Source organism: Pseudoalteromonas sp. DL2-H2.2 (assembly GCF_021532535.1).
Lineage (GTDB): Bacteria > Pseudomonadota > Gammaproteobacteria > Enterobacterales > Alteromonadaceae > Pseudoalteromonas > Pseudoalteromonas rubra_A.
Genome location: NZ_JAKGBD010000001.1, coordinates 339,861 through 355,565, shown reverse-complemented (window position 1 = coordinate 355,565; position 15,705 = coordinate 339,861). Strand labels below are relative to the sequence as shown.

Annotated in this window: 15 protein-coding genes and 1 pseudogene; 6 read left to right on the top strand and 10 right to left on the bottom strand. The window is 48.6% G+C overall.

Annotated features, from left to right (window positions below):
- Position 1: 1 nt before the first annotated feature.
- The 5 genes and pseudogenes from L1285_RS01355 to L1285_RS23795 all read right to left on the bottom strand — a co-directional run.
- On the bottom strand, positions 2 to 808 hold the full coding sequence (locus L1285_RS01355) for a PhzF family phenazine biosynthesis protein (protein WP_235410669.1): 807 nt from the start codon (positions 806 to 808) through the stop codon (positions 2 to 4).
- 97 nt (positions 809 to 905) lie between these two features.
- Positions 906 to 1,295 (bottom strand): disulfide bond formation protein B, encoded by a 390-nt coding sequence (locus tag L1285_RS01350; RefSeq protein WP_235410668.1) that lies wholly within the window; start codon positions 1,293 to 1,295, stop codon positions 906 to 908.
- A 187-nt stretch (positions 1,296 to 1,482) separates the two neighbouring features.
- The gene (locus L1285_RS01345; protein WP_235410667.1) at positions 1,483 to 2,085 is read right to left on the bottom strand and encodes a hypothetical protein; all 603 of its coding nucleotides are present in this window, start codon (positions 2,083 to 2,085) and stop codon (positions 1,483 to 1,485) included.
- A 116-nt stretch (positions 2,086 to 2,201) separates the two neighbouring features.
- Positions 2,202 to 2,624, bottom strand: coding sequence for a VOC family protein (locus L1285_RS01340; RefSeq protein ID WP_235410666.1), 423 nt, complete (start codon positions 2,622 to 2,624; stop codon positions 2,202 to 2,204).
- A 13-nt stretch (positions 2,625 to 2,637) separates the two neighbouring features.
- A pseudogene (locus tag L1285_RS23795) lies at positions 2,638 to 2,742 on the bottom strand (GNAT family N-acetyltransferase); the annotation flags it as partial.
- A gap of 239 nt (positions 2,743 to 2,981) precedes the next feature.
- On the opposite strand from L1285_RS23795, the gene L1285_RS01335 reads away from it, so the two are divergent.
- The 3 genes from L1285_RS01335 to L1285_RS01325 all read left to right on the top strand — a co-directional run bounded on the left by L1285_RS01335 (position 2,982) and on the right by L1285_RS01325 (position 5,767).
- Complete coding sequence (locus L1285_RS01335) at positions 2,982 to 4,316, top strand: amidohydrolase family protein (RefSeq protein ID WP_235410665.1); 1,335 nt, start codon at positions 2,982 to 2,984, stop codon at positions 4,314 to 4,316.
- Between the two features lie 53 nt (positions 4,317 to 4,369).
- Positions 4,370 to 5,176 (top strand): hypothetical protein, encoded by an 807-nt coding sequence (locus tag L1285_RS01330; protein ID WP_235410664.1) that lies wholly within the window; start codon positions 4,370 to 4,372, stop codon positions 5,174 to 5,176.
- A gap of 111 nt (positions 5,177 to 5,287) precedes the next feature.
- On the top strand, positions 5,288 to 5,767 hold the full coding sequence (locus L1285_RS01325; protein ID WP_235410663.1) for a hypothetical protein: 480 nt from the start codon (positions 5,288 to 5,290) through the stop codon (positions 5,765 to 5,767).
- Positions 5,768 to 5,787: 20 nt separating this feature from the next.
- On the opposite strand, the gene L1285_RS01320 is transcribed toward L1285_RS01325, so the two are convergent.
- Positions 5,788 to 6,645: a LysR family transcriptional regulator gene (locus L1285_RS01320; RefSeq protein WP_235410662.1), complete on the bottom strand. Its 858-nt coding sequence runs from the start codon at positions 6,643 to 6,645 to the stop codon at positions 5,788 to 5,790.
- Between the two features lie 187 nt (positions 6,646 to 6,832).
- Here L1285_RS01320 and L1285_RS01315 point away from each other — a divergent pair, with 187 nt between their 5' ends.
- Positions 6,833 to 8,953, top strand: a complete 2,121-nt coding sequence (locus tag L1285_RS01315; RefSeq protein ID WP_235410661.1) for a TonB-dependent receptor — start codon at positions 6,833 to 6,835, stop codon at positions 8,951 to 8,953.
- Positions 8,943 to 9,374 carry a hypothetical protein gene (locus tag L1285_RS01310; protein ID WP_235410660.1) on the top strand — a complete coding sequence of 144 codons (432 nt, stop codon included), beginning with the start codon at positions 8,943 to 8,945 and terminating at the stop codon, positions 9,372 to 9,374. Before L1285_RS01315 ends, L1285_RS01310 begins: the two co-directional genes overlap by 11 nt.
- Before the next feature lie 16 nt (positions 9,375 to 9,390).
- Here L1285_RS01310 and L1285_RS01305 read toward each other — a convergent pair whose 3' ends face one another.
- Together L1285_RS01305 and L1285_RS01300 are read right to left on the bottom strand one after the other, a co-directional pair.
- The gene (locus L1285_RS01305) at positions 9,391 to 9,855 is read right to left on the bottom strand and encodes a nuclear transport factor 2 family protein (protein ID WP_235410659.1); all 465 of its coding nucleotides are present in this window, start codon (positions 9,853 to 9,855) and stop codon (positions 9,391 to 9,393) included.
- Positions 9,856 to 9,915: 60 nt separating this feature from the next.
- The gene (locus tag L1285_RS01300; RefSeq protein WP_235410658.1) at positions 9,916 to 10,206 is read right to left on the bottom strand and encodes a hypothetical protein; all 291 of its coding nucleotides are present in this window, start codon (positions 10,204 to 10,206) and stop codon (positions 9,916 to 9,918) included.
- Positions 10,207 to 10,631: 425 nt separating this feature from the next.
- Here L1285_RS01300 and L1285_RS01295 point away from each other — a divergent pair, with 425 nt between their 5' ends.
- Positions 10,632 to 11,228: a rod shape-determining protein gene (locus L1285_RS01295; RefSeq protein WP_235410657.1), complete on the top strand. Its 597-nt coding sequence runs from the start codon at positions 10,632 to 10,634 to the stop codon at positions 11,226 to 11,228.
- Positions 11,229 to 11,940: 712 nt separating this feature from the next.
- On the opposite strand, the gene L1285_RS01290 is transcribed toward L1285_RS01295, so the two are convergent.
- Positions 11,941 to 13,605 carry a hypothetical protein gene (locus tag L1285_RS01290; protein WP_235410656.1) on the bottom strand — a complete coding sequence of 555 codons (1,665 nt, stop codon included), beginning with the start codon at positions 13,603 to 13,605 and terminating at the stop codon, positions 11,941 to 11,943.
- 65 nt (positions 13,606 to 13,670) lie between these two features.
- The gene (locus L1285_RS01285) at positions 13,671 to 15,548 is read right to left on the bottom strand and encodes an alkaline phosphatase PhoX (protein WP_235410655.1); all 1,878 of its coding nucleotides are present in this window, start codon (positions 15,546 to 15,548) and stop codon (positions 13,671 to 13,673) included.
- Positions 15,549 to 15,705: the final 157 nt, after the last annotated feature.

Genomic DNA, 15,705 nt, shown 5'->3' with positions numbered 1-15,705 from the left:
CTTAATCCGCGATAAAAATCGTGCCCTGCAAATACAACACCGCAAACCCGGAAATCAGTACTCGCTCTTCCCCCACCTGACAGTGCAACACCCCACCGCGCTGCGACGCCTGATAGGCCACCAGCCCACTGCGACCCAGGCGCTCAGCCCAATAAGGGGCCAGTCCGGCGTGAATGGAACCGGTTACCGGATCTTCGTCACCACCGTTGGCAGGCCAGAAATAGCGGGAAATAAAATCGTATTGCTCTGAAGGCGCAGTTGCCACCACGTCAAACGGGGCGAGTTGTTTAAGTGCATCGCTGTGGTAAGTTAACTGCTCGACCACAGCCGCGTTATCAAACACCGCAAAGTAAGCTTGTCGATTCCTGAGTACCTGTACAGGCTGTTCAGACAACCCCTCCAGCAATGCGCCGGGGACTTCGGCTATGGGCTCAGGTTTTTGCTTGGGAAAACTCATCTCAATCCGCTGATCGGTCAGCTGATTAACCGTTAAACGGCCCACCTCACGGGTGATAAAGGTAATTTCTCCCTGCACGCCTAAGTGATTAAAAATCACAAACGACGCCGCAAGTGTCGCATGACCACAAAAATCAATTTCTGTCAGCACAGAGAACCAGCGGATCTCAAAGTGCTCACCCTGAGCGGTCTCTACCGAGCGGATAAACGCAGTTTCGGAGAGGTTGTTTTCAGCCGCAATGTGCTGCATTGTTGCGTCTTTTGGCCATTGCGTAACCGGGACCACCGCAGCTGAATTGCCTTTAAATTGTGCCTGGGTAAAGGCATCTACAATGTACATGTCATACTGCATCGTATCTCCTTAAAGCAAATATGCTGACACCTCAACAGCTGTGCCAGCACATTCGATCAAATCACTTTAATAGTAAACACAATGATGCCAGACACAATCACTTTTCTTGCCGGGTGACTAACCAGACTAAGCCTATAATTGCCGTCATTGCCAGGCCCGACAGCAGGAAAGGGTCAATGATCAGGATGTCATGAAACTCAAATTTACCAGCCGAAATCGATTTCCAGCCCATAAAGTGCTGATTAGCAGCCACAACTGCGCCAAAGAATCCCATAACCAGCGCCGCATACTTACCCAGCCAGTGACGCGCAGCACCCGAGAATAAAATCAGGCCAAGCAGGCCAATCACAGTGCGCTGTACACGGCAGTATGGACAAACATAAACGGCACCCATTAACTCCACCGTCCAGGCAAGCACAGAGACACCAATGGCGGCCAGGCCCAGCCACTTAGCGTGGCGGGTATAGGTTTCTAACTCAAATAACATCTATTTACCTTTCTTAATCAACAAGCTGAGTACACCACAATGTTTACAGGTAACAGCTCACACAACACAATTAAGATATAATATCACATATTCATAATAAGAATAAGAAAGACTATTAAGATATAAGTGGAGCGGTTAGATAGGCGGGGTATGTGGCCGAGCGGCCACATTAAAAATCAAAACAGGGCTATTGCTGACGCTCTCGCAGGGTGAGCAGGGCAAGGATAAACACCAAAGCAAGCACATCGATGTGAACAGCATTCTCCGCAAGCGCCTCTGTATGCCCCGTAACACGCACAGTCGAAGAGAGCAAAATGCCAAAAGACAATTTGAACTCTGTTAGCCAGGTAAAACCAATTTGGATACCTCCCAGCCCGGTATATTTATAATTAAGTACCCCAAAAGAGAAGCTAACAAGCTGTAAACCCTGATTCAATATGGAAAGCCAGTACCACCTTACCTGCTCACTGATGACGGTGTAGCCAGCCGCCGCACTAAGCACGATAAAAGGCAGGCTAATGAGTGACCACCCCGACTCAAAGGGACCAATAATCAGGCCAACCGTCATCACCAGCGCAGCCAGTAACTGTACATACCCTATTACCTTCACCCGCATTTCTGCACTGTGAAATGACGCTTTCACCTGCTGTTGTTCGTAAATATCCACCTCTTCCTGCCGGGCGCGTATTTCTGCCATCAGGGCTGGGTAATTTTCCGAATCAGTGCTTATATGCTGCTGAGCTTCCATAAGCTCTTCCAGAGTATATTGAGCGTAATCCACTTTTATCATTGTTATATGACCCTAAAAGACATGACACTGGATGAGCGCATGAGTGTACTCTATTTAGGAAAACTCATCAGTAAGTATCTTTTGCTCACCCCGACCTTGCCATGTTACTTTGGATGCTAGCAGCCCCTGCGAGACATCGGGTGGTCATCGCAGTACTGGATCAGATCCCACAAATTCCCATACAAGTCCTCAAATACAGCCACCGTGCCATAGTCCTGTGTTGCGGGTTCACGTACAAACTGAACCCCCTCGGCCTTCATCGCTTCATAGTCACGCCAAAAATCATCGGTGCTTAAAAACAAAAACACACGACCGCCCGCCTGGTTGCCCACAAAGCGTTTTTGTTCGGGTTTAGAGGCCTTTGCCAGCAATAGAGCAATCCCACGAGAATTAGGCGGTGCCACGACTACCCAGCGTTTATCTTGCTCCGCCTGATAGGTATCCTCAATTAACTCAAACTTGAGTTTACCAACATAAAAGTCGAGCGCTTCGTCGTAGTCATTAACCACCAGTGCTACGTGCGCAATATTCTGTTTCATAGTCGTCCTTAACTTATTTGAGAGGTTGGAACTTCTTGGTCATACCCTGGCTTTTTGGGGCAACCAGTCGATATCCCAGTTTTTCGTAAAATACCGGCTCATCGGCAATCATAGACACACAGTAAATCACAAAATACTGTATATAAAACAGTTAAATATTCATGTTTGTCATCCACCACAAGAAAACGTGAGATAAGCGCGTTATGCCTGGCCTGGGAACGCGCTGACTTTGGCGTAAACCCCCTTTACAATCTGCAGCACAGAACACTTTGCATTGCACTAATGTATTTATATAGGCAAACTAAGGGCTTGAAAATAAGCCAATTTCAAAACACGCCCAGCTCAAGGAACCAGCTAATGAAAACAATAATAACAAAGCTCTCAGCCGCACTCGCCATGCTTTCGGTGGCACAGTTCAGCCATGCGAGTGAAACGCCAGCCGCTTCACCAGACGCACTGCTGCTCACTCAGGTGCAGATTGTCGATGTCGACCAGCAAACGATCCGCCGCGGTGCGGTGCTGGTAAAAGAAGGCAAGATAGCCGCTGAATACTCTGCGCCGCCAGCCAACTTTAAAGGTCAGACTCTGGATCTCAATAATCGCTGGCTGATTCCGGGGCTGATCGACATGCATGTTCATGCGTTTGGCAATCGGGCACCTCATGCCAAATCAGACTTTGCCGGTACTGAAAAAATCGCTCAACGCGTGCTGTATGCAGGTGTGACCGGTTTTGTAGACTTATTTGGCCACGAGCAAGGCCTTATAAACGCGCGGCAACAACAAAGAGCAGGCACCTTTTTTGGTGCCGATATCTACAGCAGCTTATCTTGTCTGACCGCACCAAAAGGCCACTGCACAGAATACGGCCTGAAAACACGCACTATGTCGACCCCTGAAGAGGCTATCGCTCAGGTGCAAAGCCTGGCTAAAGCCAAACCGGATGTGATTAAAGTGGTATATCAGCCCAGTGACGATCAACCCTCCATTGATAAGGCCACCTTTGCAGCCATCGTCCAGCAAAGTAACCAGTTGGGGATCAAGACCATTGTTCACCTTAAAACCTGGCAGGAGGTCAGTGATGCCCTCGAAGTGGGCGCCACAGCCTTTACACACATTCCCGGTACCCCCATCCCAACAGGGCTGGCTGATAAAATAGCCAAGGCAAAGATGGTGGTGATCCCCACCATGACAGTTCACACCGATTTGACGGATTTTTTGTTCGATAAAACAGTGATCGCCTCAGAGCTGCTGCAAGCCATGACCACCCCAGCCATCATTGCAGGTTACCAGAGCGAAGAAACCATGAAGAAGTGGGGCGACCGGGAGGCCAAATGGCGTAAACAGGATGCACAAAGAACCGCTAACCTGGCCGCACTGGTAACAGCCGGTGTAACCGTTTTAGCAGGCACAGACGCCGGTAACTACGGCACTATTCAGGGTTACTCTGTGCACAGAGAAATACTAAAGTTCACCCAGGCTGGCATGACAAACTGGCAAGCACTGGCCGCAGCCACCACACGCTCAGGTTCCTTTTTGGGCATTGATAACACACTGCAAACCGGTGCTCAGGCAAGCTTTGTGATCCTCGATGCCTCACCGATAAAAGATATTCAGAACACCCAAAAAATTCACGCCGTGATCCATCAGGGCAAAGTGGTGGACCGGGACCAGACTCTTAAAAACGGATTTTAATCTCGGGCGCCGCTTCAATGATGCGGCGCCTTTCATCAACAGGTAAGTTTTTAATGCGTAGTACACCTATTGGCCTGCTGACAGGCCTATGTCTTTCTATTTGTGTGTTAGTGTTTTACCCACAAGATCAGCATAAATCCGAGCATATCAAAGTTGCTAACCCCGTTGTCGAACAGGTTCAGCACCCGGACCTGACGAATACAATTATCAACACGACACACCAGCAACCCGAGCAGGAACAAGTGCAGGCCGAGCCGGCTGAAGCACTGTTTAAACAAGCCATGCAAATACGCCAGTGTCGCAACGTTCCGCGTAACGACGAAGCATTCAATCAATGGCTTGAAGAGGCATTATCTCGCGATGAAGTGCACGAGATAATCGAAACCATGAAAACCAGATATCAACGCTGTCTGAACAACACCAGCCGTGATGAAAACTATGTACAGAAGCTAATAAATGCAGCCAAAATGGGCTCTGATAAAGCAGCCGATACACTGTGGCGACTTGCCCCGGCAGAAGTGCATCAGGCACTGAATTTCAGCAAACTCACCAGAGATGAGCAGGTTGCTCGCATGAAAGCATTCACGGCACAAAAATATCAGGTGACTGAACAAGCCGCATTGCTGGGTGGGGAGAAAGCGACCTTGCAGTTGATCCGTGGCTATCAGTACCTGGACCCTGACACAGGCGGACAAAACTATATTCAGGCGCTGGCATACAGTCATTACTTTTTGCAAACCCGCCAGGACAGTGAGGTATATAGTCGCGTTGAGTGGACCAGAAATTACCTGGAACAACGCATGACGCTGGATGAAATCACGCAGGCACAGCAACTGGCCGGTGAGTTACACAATCACTAGTCACGCATGGATGCTATTGGATTTGCCTATCACATAGATTGATAACTTCTATTTTATTAATTTGCCTCGCTTTTTTACAGTTGGAGAACTAATAAAACAGGAGTTTATACAATGAATGGTACCATCCAACACACCCTGCGCGCTTTGTCTTTAACTACGTTGGTCGCCACGTCCTCAGCACTCGCAGATGCAGGCGACTGGATAAAACGAAGCGGCAACTTTACAACCTTGCAAAACAACGCCAACACAGCCGAGCTTTTTGTCGTGTACCCGCAAATGCATGGTGGCAACTGTGGTATAGGCATTGCCCTCAACAGACGCAACAGTTACACCGATAATTATCAAATCCTGGCCGATAGCCTGGTCGTCGATAACTACTACCCCAACACCGAAGGGTCTACGGAGCTGAGCCCGGGCACACAAACACGCGCCGGGATGACTTATACATTCGACCTGACAACTCAATACTATGGCACGGTTGTTACCATACGCACCAAAGGTGGCGAAACCTTTGGCGAACTGTTTGAAAAACTCTCCAATAACCCGGATGTACATGCCGTTGTCAGTGCCATTGACTGTGACCAAATATAACGCCACAGACAAGATAAGCGCTAATCAGATAGCAGCTGTTTAATCTCGCGATGTAACTGTGAACTGACCGCATGATTTTGCTTATCAGCCCGATAAATAAAGCACAGCTCATCCGGAACTGGCTTTATTTTTGCGCTATACGTTGTCAGGGGTGCCGGTGCGCGCCTGGCAACGCGCTCAGGTAAAATCCCCAAACCCAGCCCACTGGCAACCAGGGCAGAGATCACTTCAAGGTTATTAGACGCAATCTGATGATGGGAAAAGTCGGGCAGGGACTTAAGCAATTGCTGTGTTTGTTTGAGATTCGGGTCACAATACAAAGGCAGGGCTTCGCGCTCTGTGACATCCGTGGATTGCGCACACCAGAGTGTCACATTATCAAATAACAAACTGTGGATCACCAGCTCAGGGTGTCTGACGGGATTGATGACCAATGCAAAGTCGATTTCATTACTGATCACTTGCTCTGTCACTTTCCTTGACAAGTCATGGACCAGATTGAATATCAAACCAGGGTACTTAGTATTTAAGGGCCCAAGTATGTGAGGCAATGTATAGAGTGCCACGGAAGGGTGGCAACCCAGAGTGAAGGTTCCGGCCATTTCACCGTTTGCCTGGTAGACGTTCGACTTCAGCCGGCTCCAGTCAGTCATAAAACGCTGTCCCTGTTCTTGCAATACTTCACCCGCTTTGGTCAATGCCACACCATTTTTGTGCCGTACCAGCAAGTCGGTACCAAAACTCTGTTCCAGTCGTTTCATCGCGGCACTGACACTGGGCTGAGTGATCCCCAGGCGTTCAGAAGCGCGAGATAAATTTCTCGTACCGGCCACTTCGATAAAGTAGCGTATATCTTCAAAATTGGGCGTATGGGGCATAGCTCATAGTCACAAGTCATCATTTACAGACAAAAGTTAACACATATTTTACCAATGTACCCAACTTGGTTTGCTCCGTCAGACAAAGATCGGCAATAAAGACACCACCGTATACTGACCGCATAATTTGTACATTTTTGCGTGGCAGGATTATCATCCAGCTTCCTGAACGAAAAAAGAGGTCTTCATGAAACCCGGTTTGACTGTTTCTGCGTTAACGTTTGCCTTGCTACAGGCATATTCAGCACAGGCTGCTGCTGACACAGCAGGTATTGACCAGATAGAAAAAATCACGGTTACATCAACCCGTACAGCCAAAGCCAATACCGACCTGGCACTGAGTGTGGGTCAGGTATCCGAACAGACCATTGCTGACGACAATGCGCAGCATATCTCAGAGTCATTGCAAACCATACCGGGCGTTTTGATCAATCAGCTATCAGGTGGACAAGGGCACAATGCGGCCGTGCGTATGCCGATAAACTTTGACGGCTACACCTTATATTTGCAGGACAATATCCCACTGCAATCGGCGGCCTTTTATACCCATAACGCACTGTGGTGGACCACCAGTAATATTGGTTTGTCGCGCCTTGAAGTGCTCCGTGGTGCAGGGACCAGCCTGCATGGCGCAGGCGCTGTTGCAGCCACAGTCAACGTACTGTCAAAACCCGTCACAGCAGATAAGAATACGCTGGGCCTGACGCTGGGTGAGCATGGCTATTCAAGGATAAATGGCAGCACCACCTGGCTGGATAACAACCAGGGTGGATTGCGCGTATCGGCGGCCTACCTGGATAACGACGGCTGGCGAGATCACAATGCCGTTGAGAAAGCCGAGCTGGACGTACGCCACGAATATCAGTTGGACGACAAACAAAGCCTGACCACCTCACTGATCGCTTCATCCCTTGATCAGCAGATCCTGACCACACTCAGCATAGACCAATTTGAACAAGATCCCTCTCAGTCAGGCCTGCCTGACGAGGTGGTAGCTCTGGATCCGCGCAGAACCACGGATTATATGCGCCTCAGCACTGAATATCTGTATGAGGACAAAAACCTGAGCGTGTCCCTTATCCCTTACGCGCGTCACCGCACATTAGAGCACCTCGCTACCTGGCAGCCCAATTTCCCGGTAGAAGAAACACAAGTCACCACATTCGGCCTGCTGGCACTGGCCAGCTGGTCTCACCAAAGCAGTGCTCAAACGACACTAGGCGTTGATCTGGAGCATACGTCCGGAGACACCTATTCGTTTCAGCCCACTACCCGGATTACCACGGGGCGCGGGGCGGCGACATATCCACAGGGGCATGTATTCTACGATGACACCACTACCTTCAAGAGCGTGTCACCTTACATTCAGCATATCGGCTATTTTAGCGATGCACTCAGCTACACGCTGGGGGCACGGTTTGACCACAGTGAATACGAGTTCGACAATGCCTTGCCAAAATACAAAGACGACGGCTTTGGTTATCGCTCCATCGCCTCGCGTAAAGACACCTTTAGCCATCTCAGTCCTAAGCTGAGCCTGAACTATCTGCTGAATGCACACTCCAGTGTTTACGCACGCTTTGCCAATGCAATGCGATTACCCACGGCACCTGAAATGTATCACCTGAAAAGTCGCCAGAGTAGCGCACAGCTTGGCAGCCTGAAAGAAGAAACGTCCGATACTTATGAGCTGGGCTACAAAGCCAACCTGGATGCGTTGTCAATTGAACTGGCTTACTATCTGATGGATGTGGACGACGCCATTGTTACGGCATTCAGTGATCTGGGCGCCTCTTACCGGGTTAATGCTTCCAGTGTCAGACATAAAGGTTTTGAGCTTGGCCTGAACTACCAGTTTAACCGCGCATTTTCTGCCGCGCTGGCATACAGCCAGTCTGACCATGAATTCCGTCATTACATTCGCGATGAGGGGCGGATTCACCGCGAGACGGGCGAGTCGATGGAACAAGATTTGTCGGGTAACAGCCTGCACATGGCACCGGAATATGTTGCCAATTTCCGGCTCAACTACCGCAGCCAGGCCATTAAAGGGCTCAGGCTAACTGCGGAAGCCAAAAGCATCGGCGACTATTACCTGAGCGTTGAAAATACCGATAGTTACTCGGGTTATACCGTGTTTAACCTCAAGGCCAACTACCGGCTCACTAAGCGCGTAAAGCTTCACGCCCGGATAGCCAACCTCACCGACAAAACCTATGCACTACAAAACGAAGAGCGCTTTGGCCGAACCCGTATCCAACCTGGCATGCCGCGTACGGCGTATGTCGGGATCAGCTATGATTTTTAACCAACGACACGCAGCATCCGCCTGCGCCCTGATATTAATCATATCAGGGCCGCTCGCGGCCGAGCACGTCAAATTTGAAACAGGTTCATATAGAAATAAGTCATTATTGTATTACGATCACCAAAACTTGAGCCTGAGTAAAACCGACTCAGGCCAAACCTTCTCTGTGTGTGACAAACGCATTTCTGATAAAACACTCAACCACACATTGGCCTTTCTCACAGCGCTGGATGTTCAGAGCTGGCGGCCCCATTACTTTCGCGAAGGACTCAAAGGTAGCAGCACATTCACCCTTGATATTCAGATGGCCAATATCAGTAAAAAAAGTACGGGTCATATTGACCTTGCACCAACCGGGTATGACAAAATCATCCGATATTTTAATCAGGTGCTCATCGTCAATAGTTGCCCGGCTCTCTAGCCAGCCCGAAGCCAAACTACCACAGTTCTCTGATCAGGCTAATTTTGCCATCTTTAAAACCAAATACAGCCAGCATCGGCTCTTGCTGTTGCCAGCTGCCATCAGCCTGGTTAACGCCATAGGCGTACTCCACCGCAATGTGGCTTTTACCCGGGATCGTACGTAATACCCGGATCTCACGGCTGGTTGCACTATCGTAGCGACCGCTTTCAAGGTTACGTAAAAAAGCACGTCGCCAGGCGGGCTTATCAAAATTAGCCTGATACTCAATATGCTCGTACTTAACCTCATCGTGCATAAGGTTAATCAGGGCATCAATATCCGCAACCGTAGAGCCTTTATACGAGACCGTATCCAGCGCATCAAAATACTGGTTTACTTTGCTCAGCTGACAATCGGTTGTGCAGTCAGCTTTCGCCTGTGCTCCCAGAGAAAGCAAACCTAAAAAGGCGCTGGCCATTGTTTTTCTTGTTGTTTTCATTCCATTTCCTTCATTTACCGAGGAAATCATTCGTGTCTGGTTTACTTATTCAATCCAGAGCTAATCACCATTGTTCGATTGTTCATAGCCGTCAGTTATCGATGGCTCAGTGCCCTGCTGTTCACGGTATACTTGCTTTCCGACACTCAATCCCGCCAGATATCCGATACTGGCACCACCAAGCCCAACTCCAAGCAACCAGACCAGAGCACTTTCGGTATCAGCCATGCTGGCAAACAGGACCAAGTAATACACCGCTGCAGACAATAGCCCGATAACCAACGAAAAGATAAGCGGAAGCCGTTCAGCCCAAATAAACATCATAATTTTTATGTTTGTCTTTTTTTGCATATGACTTTCCTCTGGCGGCTTACCATATCCAATACCGCAAATACCTTAGCATGCGAATACCTTAGCATGCGAATACCTTACTTATCACCGAACCGACTGTTTCGGTTGTATTGAATTGTGACAGATTGGCAATCCTAATTGGATAGTTATTCGTTCTAACTATCTAAAAAATATGTAGTTGTAAGTTAACCAGTGAAATTTCTACTACATAAGCTATTCATCATTGCTTACATTTTTACTGGAGTTCGGTGAGGTTACATAAACCTCTTTTGGGCTCGTATGGGTGTATTATTTTTCCTTCTATGAACAAGATATATAAGCGCTCATTAAAGGGCGACTCAAGTGATTCACTGCTCACTCAAAGACAAACACATAAAACCTGTTTTGATGGTAATATAGAAGCCCTGCTTTAAAAGGGTTTCAATATGTTGAAGTGGATTCAAAAAAAGTTTGCGCCTGTTTTATATGTGCAAATTTGGGAAGACCAGTTAAAAGTCACAGATATAAAAACGAAGCAAACTTACGAGGATGTCCCCTTACTGGCATTACAATCAACAAAATCAGGCAAAAAAGTGATTGCAGCCATTGGTAAAGAGGCAAATGAGCTCACGTCACCTGACATTCAGGTCATTAACCCATTTTCTCATCCCAGGCTGTTATTTTCCGACTTCCATGTTGGAGAAAAAATATTACAACATGCGTTTTCCACATTCTACAAAGGTAAATTTCTGAAACTGACTCCGAAAACAGTTATACACCCAATGGAAAAAACAGAAGGGGGGCTTACTATGATTGAAGTCAGGGCATTCAGAGAAGTAGCACTTGGAGCTGGCTCTGCCGATAGCAAAATTCATGTCGGATGCCCTTTATCAATTGCCCAGTTTGACTTTGACCAGGTTGAAGACATTGGTGGCATTAACCCCTCTCAAGCGAGGCTTAAAAGCAGCGATGATATCGGGTTATGGCCATTACTGTGGGTTGCTCTATTTATCCTGGCCGCAGTGTATTTGGGGACACGCTGAGCAGGATAAATAAAAAAATCCAGTCATCCAACTTTCAATTACACAGAACTGTTGCTCAGGCGTATTCAACTTTTTGGCAATATATCAATTCGTAACGTGTGCCAATAGATCCCGTGTCGAGCACGGGATGATGATATTCAGACAGGTGAATCAAAGCAAGTTCAGAGCCCAGCTAGACAGTAATTTTTCAATGTATATCAAAGATATTGATAACTTATACGAGTGGAAATACTGATTGCTGCACAATTTAAATCCAGCTAAAACAGCTCATTTCACCTTGCGCAAAGGCCGCGCTAAAGCCTTGCTGTGCGCCCTCGCAAGTCTCGAGACGTTTTTCACCCATGAAAAGCGCTAAGTGAGCGGGGACGCCGAGTCTGCGACGATTATCAATCGTCGTTCTCATGTGGTACGAGTGGGCACACGTCCAAGTGGAGGGCTCCCGGCGCGTAACGCGTGTTATCGGCGTCCATGCCTCGCGTTCGCAGTGCGGGGACGCCGAGTCTGCGATGATAATTAATCATCGGTCGCATAAAGTACGAGTGGGGACACGTCCATGTGGAGGGCTTCCGGCTTTTCATCCATGAAAAGCGCTAAGTGAGCTGCGACGATTATCAATCGTCGTTCTCATGCGGTACGAGTGGGCACACGTCCATGTGGAGGGCTCCCGGCTTTTCATCCATGAAAAGCGTTCACAATATTCGATGATAATTAATCATCGAATATTGTTCACCCAATCAAGTTGCATGTCCCATTGGTGTTGGTTTTCCTTTTTTAACGGGGCCTGGGAGTCGTCTACTTGTTGCAGTACGTTGCTTGCCTCTACCAGCGTTGCGTCGCGGCCAAACAGGTAGCTTTGCTCTTCCACTATGGTTTTGTAGGCTTTGTTGAGTGCCAGTGCGCGCTCCTTTGATGGGGTGATAAGCTCGTACAGGCTATCTGCCGACTCCACTTTTTCTTTGTCTACCGTGCCGTCTGCTTTAAACCACTTTTGCAGCATTTCGCGGTTCTGGCGGAATTCGTCGCCACCGCCAACGCGATTCATATAGGTCAGGAACTCCCCAAGTGTCTCGCCTTTGTTGGGCACATCTTTCATTGCTTTGAGGTTGATATAGCCCCAGCCGCGTGCGCCTTCTACTTTGCGGGCGAACGAGAAAGTCTGGTCGTAAGTTGAGCCTATGGTTTTGTGGCAGCCATTACAAAATGCCAGCTCCTGCTTATGCTGTGGCCTCAGGTTGCCTTGTTTGTCTTCAATGTAACCATTAATGGTCCAGCCAAAGGTGTTGTTGATACCCTGATCGCCCAGATACAGGGTTTGCGGCAGGTTTCCGAATTCTTTTTCTTTTTCTTCACGGTGATATGAAGAGTTCAGTGACTGGCGGGTTTTAAATCTGTGCTTTTTCATGTAGCGCACTTCTTTCATACGCGGTGCGTTATAAATGCCCCCATGTTCGTCCACACCAATGTAACGTACGGTATGCAGGAACTCGGTTTCCTGAGGGTAGAGCATATGCGCCAGCGCATCGGTGGCATCCCCCACATAATGTGATTGCCTGCTTATCTCGCTGATTTCACTAAGCTTATTGTCGCCATTTAAATCCTGGCCAATGCGCTGCTCAGAGATTGTAGGAGTAGAGATCTTATCCAGCCCTTTTAACGTCAGCTCAACCAGGCTCAGGTTTGCCAGATACACGTCCTGATTGTACACACCCCCTTTTGAGCGAAACGCTTCGGGCAAACGGATCATCACATCACCCGTGGAGCCGTTGGTAGGCCAAAACGTCGATGGGAAGGGTTTGTAGTTAAACGCCACCCAGCCGCTGCCATCTCTGGCAAAGCCCATTTCATCAAAGGCTTTTTCCGGGTAGGCCAGATTTTCCAGCGGCGTTATTTCACCGCGCCATTGCTTGTCTTGTTTCAGCTTTTCGATAAACGGAGTGTAATTATCCTGATTGATCCACGCCATGATCTCTTTATCTGGCACACCTGCAATCAAATCTGTCCTGTCAACAAAGAGGTTTTTCCAGTGGTTTTTCAGGCCCAAGTCAGAGAATTCATACACGCCCTGCAAGTTGCCATCGCGCATCGCGTTGGGTCTTTCTGGCTCTTGCTGATAAGACTGATGACAGGCATAACAGGGGTTATTTACACCATCGGTTTTGGTGTAACACTGAGGTGGGATCACGGACTCTGGGTTATAGACCTCATCGTGCTCCAGGTAAGCGGTTGCCGGAATGTCATCACCGGGTTTGTAAGGTGCAGCTTTATGCGCTGACTGCGAGGCGATTAGTTCGGCAGCTTGATTATGATGTTGTGATTCTTCGCAGCCGGTCAGTGCCAGGCCAGTAACTACCGCCAGGCCGATTACGTGGTATTTCATTTTTATGACGCCCATTTTTGGATAAAAAAATGCGGTGCCACGAACGGGCACCGCGAGTCTTACAGTTACTTAGCGTTAGGATCGTACAACCACAGGGTGTTGTTTTCCTGAGAGCCGTCTTCACCAATGATGATGCGGCCGTCCTGCATAACAATCACGTTATCAGGCTGAGATAACTGATTGACATCACACTCTTGCGCACCAGTCATGCTGGAGCGGTGCGTACCACCCATCACCACCGGCTCAATACGTGTCAGATTATAGTTGTTGTCAATGTGCGCGCGGTACACACCACCACAATCTTTAACACGCTCAGACAGACGAATATCGCCCTTTCCATTAGTCATCGTATCGTCGATATCAGCAATACCGATATACATATAAGCCTGCTCAACCACTTCGCCAGGTACTCTGTCCTGACCGGTGACGGCTTCGACTACGCGGTCGTAGTTGATGCTGATCCCTTCCAGCTTACGCCATTCAGCCGTTGCACCTAATTGCTTGGCCGCCTGACGAGACTCCAGGAACGCAGCACGGTTATCCATTGGCTTACCCGCTGTAACCAGACCACCACCCTCAGCAAGTGTAGGGTAGGTTGCTTTACCTGTTGCCCAGGCTTTTACGTCAGCCACAGACAGGTAACTTGTCTGACCTTGAACAAAGTCTGCGGTGCTGATTTCATCGTACTCGGCAATCCAGGCTTCAATTTCGGCATTGGTGCCCGATGCAATTTCAACCCAGGTCACATCAAAGCCTGTTACCGCCGGATCGTTCAGGCCCTTGTCCTGAGTCAGCTTCGCACCATAAAGCGTACCTGAGCTCAGGTCTTTAGGTTGATCCGCAATAAACTTAAACAGTACGCCACCGGTATCATCCTGAGAGGAATACACAGTGCGCTCATCCGGCATAACGACGGAGTTTTCGTGCTCGTAACGACCAATAGTGAAGTGCTTCACAATATCTGGCGTATCAGAAAGCGGATTTTGCACTTCAGCAATATAACCGTAGCGGTAAGGGTTAGGGAACTCAGGTGCAACCAGCTCTTTCATTCTGTCTATACGAGTGAAGGCCGGGTCATTCCACTCAGCATGTTGAGTAGTGTCAACGTCAGACCTTACAATCCACTCTTCAGACGTTAGCGGTGTGCCCCATGGAGATACTGAGCCAAAACAGTTTGCCGCGGTGCCTTTGACTCCATCAAAGTCGAGCATCATGGCTTCTTCAATGTTCCATGTACCTGCGTCGCTCTTGCTCATTTTAAGGCGGCTCATGCCACCCGGGTAAGCTTCCCAGTTAGTAAATAAATAACCTGTATTTTCATCGTCAGCACTTGGAATAAAGCCATTGAAGTCCGGGCTGTCGTTTTCAAGGATTTTGTCACCTGAAGTGATGCCGTAGTGCACACCTAAGCCACCGGCCAGGCCTTTTTCACCCAAATCCGCATACACATCACCGGTCTGACCCAGGATCTGATATTGACCAATCGCAGTCACAACTGTTTGTCTCTCAAGCTCTGTCACTGGAACCGGTGAGCTCACAATATTGCGTGGCAACTCGTTGAAATTAACGCCGGTTAATACACCCACAGTACCGCCGTCATAAGGGCGCTGATTACCATCTACCAATTTATTCGCATCGCTTGGGTGCTGCACATTGAAGAACAGATCACCTTGCTCGCTCAGGAACAAACCTGTGACCTCAGCACCTGCTGGCACAGTGGCGATACGGATCAGGCCTGAACCACCGTTTTGACCATCTTTACCGGCAACACCGTCAACACCATTGGTACCGTTCGTGCCATTTGTGCCACTATTGCCTTGTTCTCCCTGAACACCTTGCTCACCCTGAACACCCTGAGGGCCTTGTTTACCATCATCACCATCACAGGCGGTTAATGCCACTGTGACGGCAGCGGCGATCAACGAATATGCTATGCGCTTCATTAGTTACTCCGAGTTAGTTGCTACAGTTATTGTTATCAAGCGCACAACAGGTTGGGGTGAACCGGTTACAGATACATTGCTTAAACATTAAAGTTTTCAGTCAGTTATAAGTCAGATAAAAGACACCCCAGATAAATCGGTAGCTGCATTCTGTGTA

Coding starts and splice junctions, on each gene's coding strand:
- L1285_RS01355 (WP_235410669.1), bottom strand. CDS start 808: ATGCAGTATGACATGTACATTGTAGATGCCTTTACCCAGGCACAATTT.
- L1285_RS01350 (WP_235410668.1), bottom strand. CDS start 1,295: ATGTTATTTGAGTTAGAAACCTATACCCGCCACGCTAAGTGGCTGGGC.
- L1285_RS01345 (WP_235410667.1), bottom strand. CDS start 2,085: ATGATAAAAGTGGATTACGCTCAATATACTCTGGAAGAGCTTATGGAA.
- L1285_RS01340 (WP_235410666.1), bottom strand. CDS start 2,624: ATGAAACAGAATATTGCGCACGTAGCACTGGTGGTTAATGACTACGAC.
- L1285_RS01335 (WP_235410665.1), top strand. CDS start 2,982: ATGAAAACAATAATAACAAAGCTCTCAGCCGCACTCGCCATGCTTTCG.
- L1285_RS01330 (WP_235410664.1), top strand. CDS start 4,370: ATGCGTAGTACACCTATTGGCCTGCTGACAGGCCTATGTCTTTCTATT.
- L1285_RS01325 (WP_235410663.1), top strand. CDS start 5,288: ATGAATGGTACCATCCAACACACCCTGCGCGCTTTGTCTTTAACTACG.
- L1285_RS01320 (WP_235410662.1), bottom strand. CDS start 6,645: ATGCCCCATACGCCCAATTTTGAAGATATACGCTACTTTATCGAAGTG.
- L1285_RS01315 (WP_235410661.1), top strand. CDS start 6,833: ATGAAACCCGGTTTGACTGTTTCTGCGTTAACGTTTGCCTTGCTACAG.
- L1285_RS01310 (WP_235410660.1), top strand. CDS start 8,943: ATGATTTTTAACCAACGACACGCAGCATCCGCCTGCGCCCTGATATTA.
- L1285_RS01305 (WP_235410659.1), bottom strand. CDS start 9,855: ATGAAAACAACAAGAAAAACAATGGCCAGCGCCTTTTTAGGTTTGCTT.
- L1285_RS01300 (WP_235410658.1), bottom strand. CDS start 10,206: ATGCAAAAAAAGACAAACATAAAAATTATGATGTTTATTTGGGCTGAA.
- L1285_RS01295 (WP_235410657.1), top strand. CDS start 10,632: ATGTTGAAGTGGATTCAAAAAAAGTTTGCGCCTGTTTTATATGTGCAA.
- L1285_RS01290 (WP_235410656.1), bottom strand. CDS start 13,605: ATGAAATACCACGTAATCGGCCTGGCGGTAGTTACTGGCCTGGCACTG.
- L1285_RS01285 (WP_235410655.1), bottom strand. CDS start 15,548: ATGAAGCGCATAGCATATTCGTTGATCGCCGCTGCCGTCACAGTGGCA.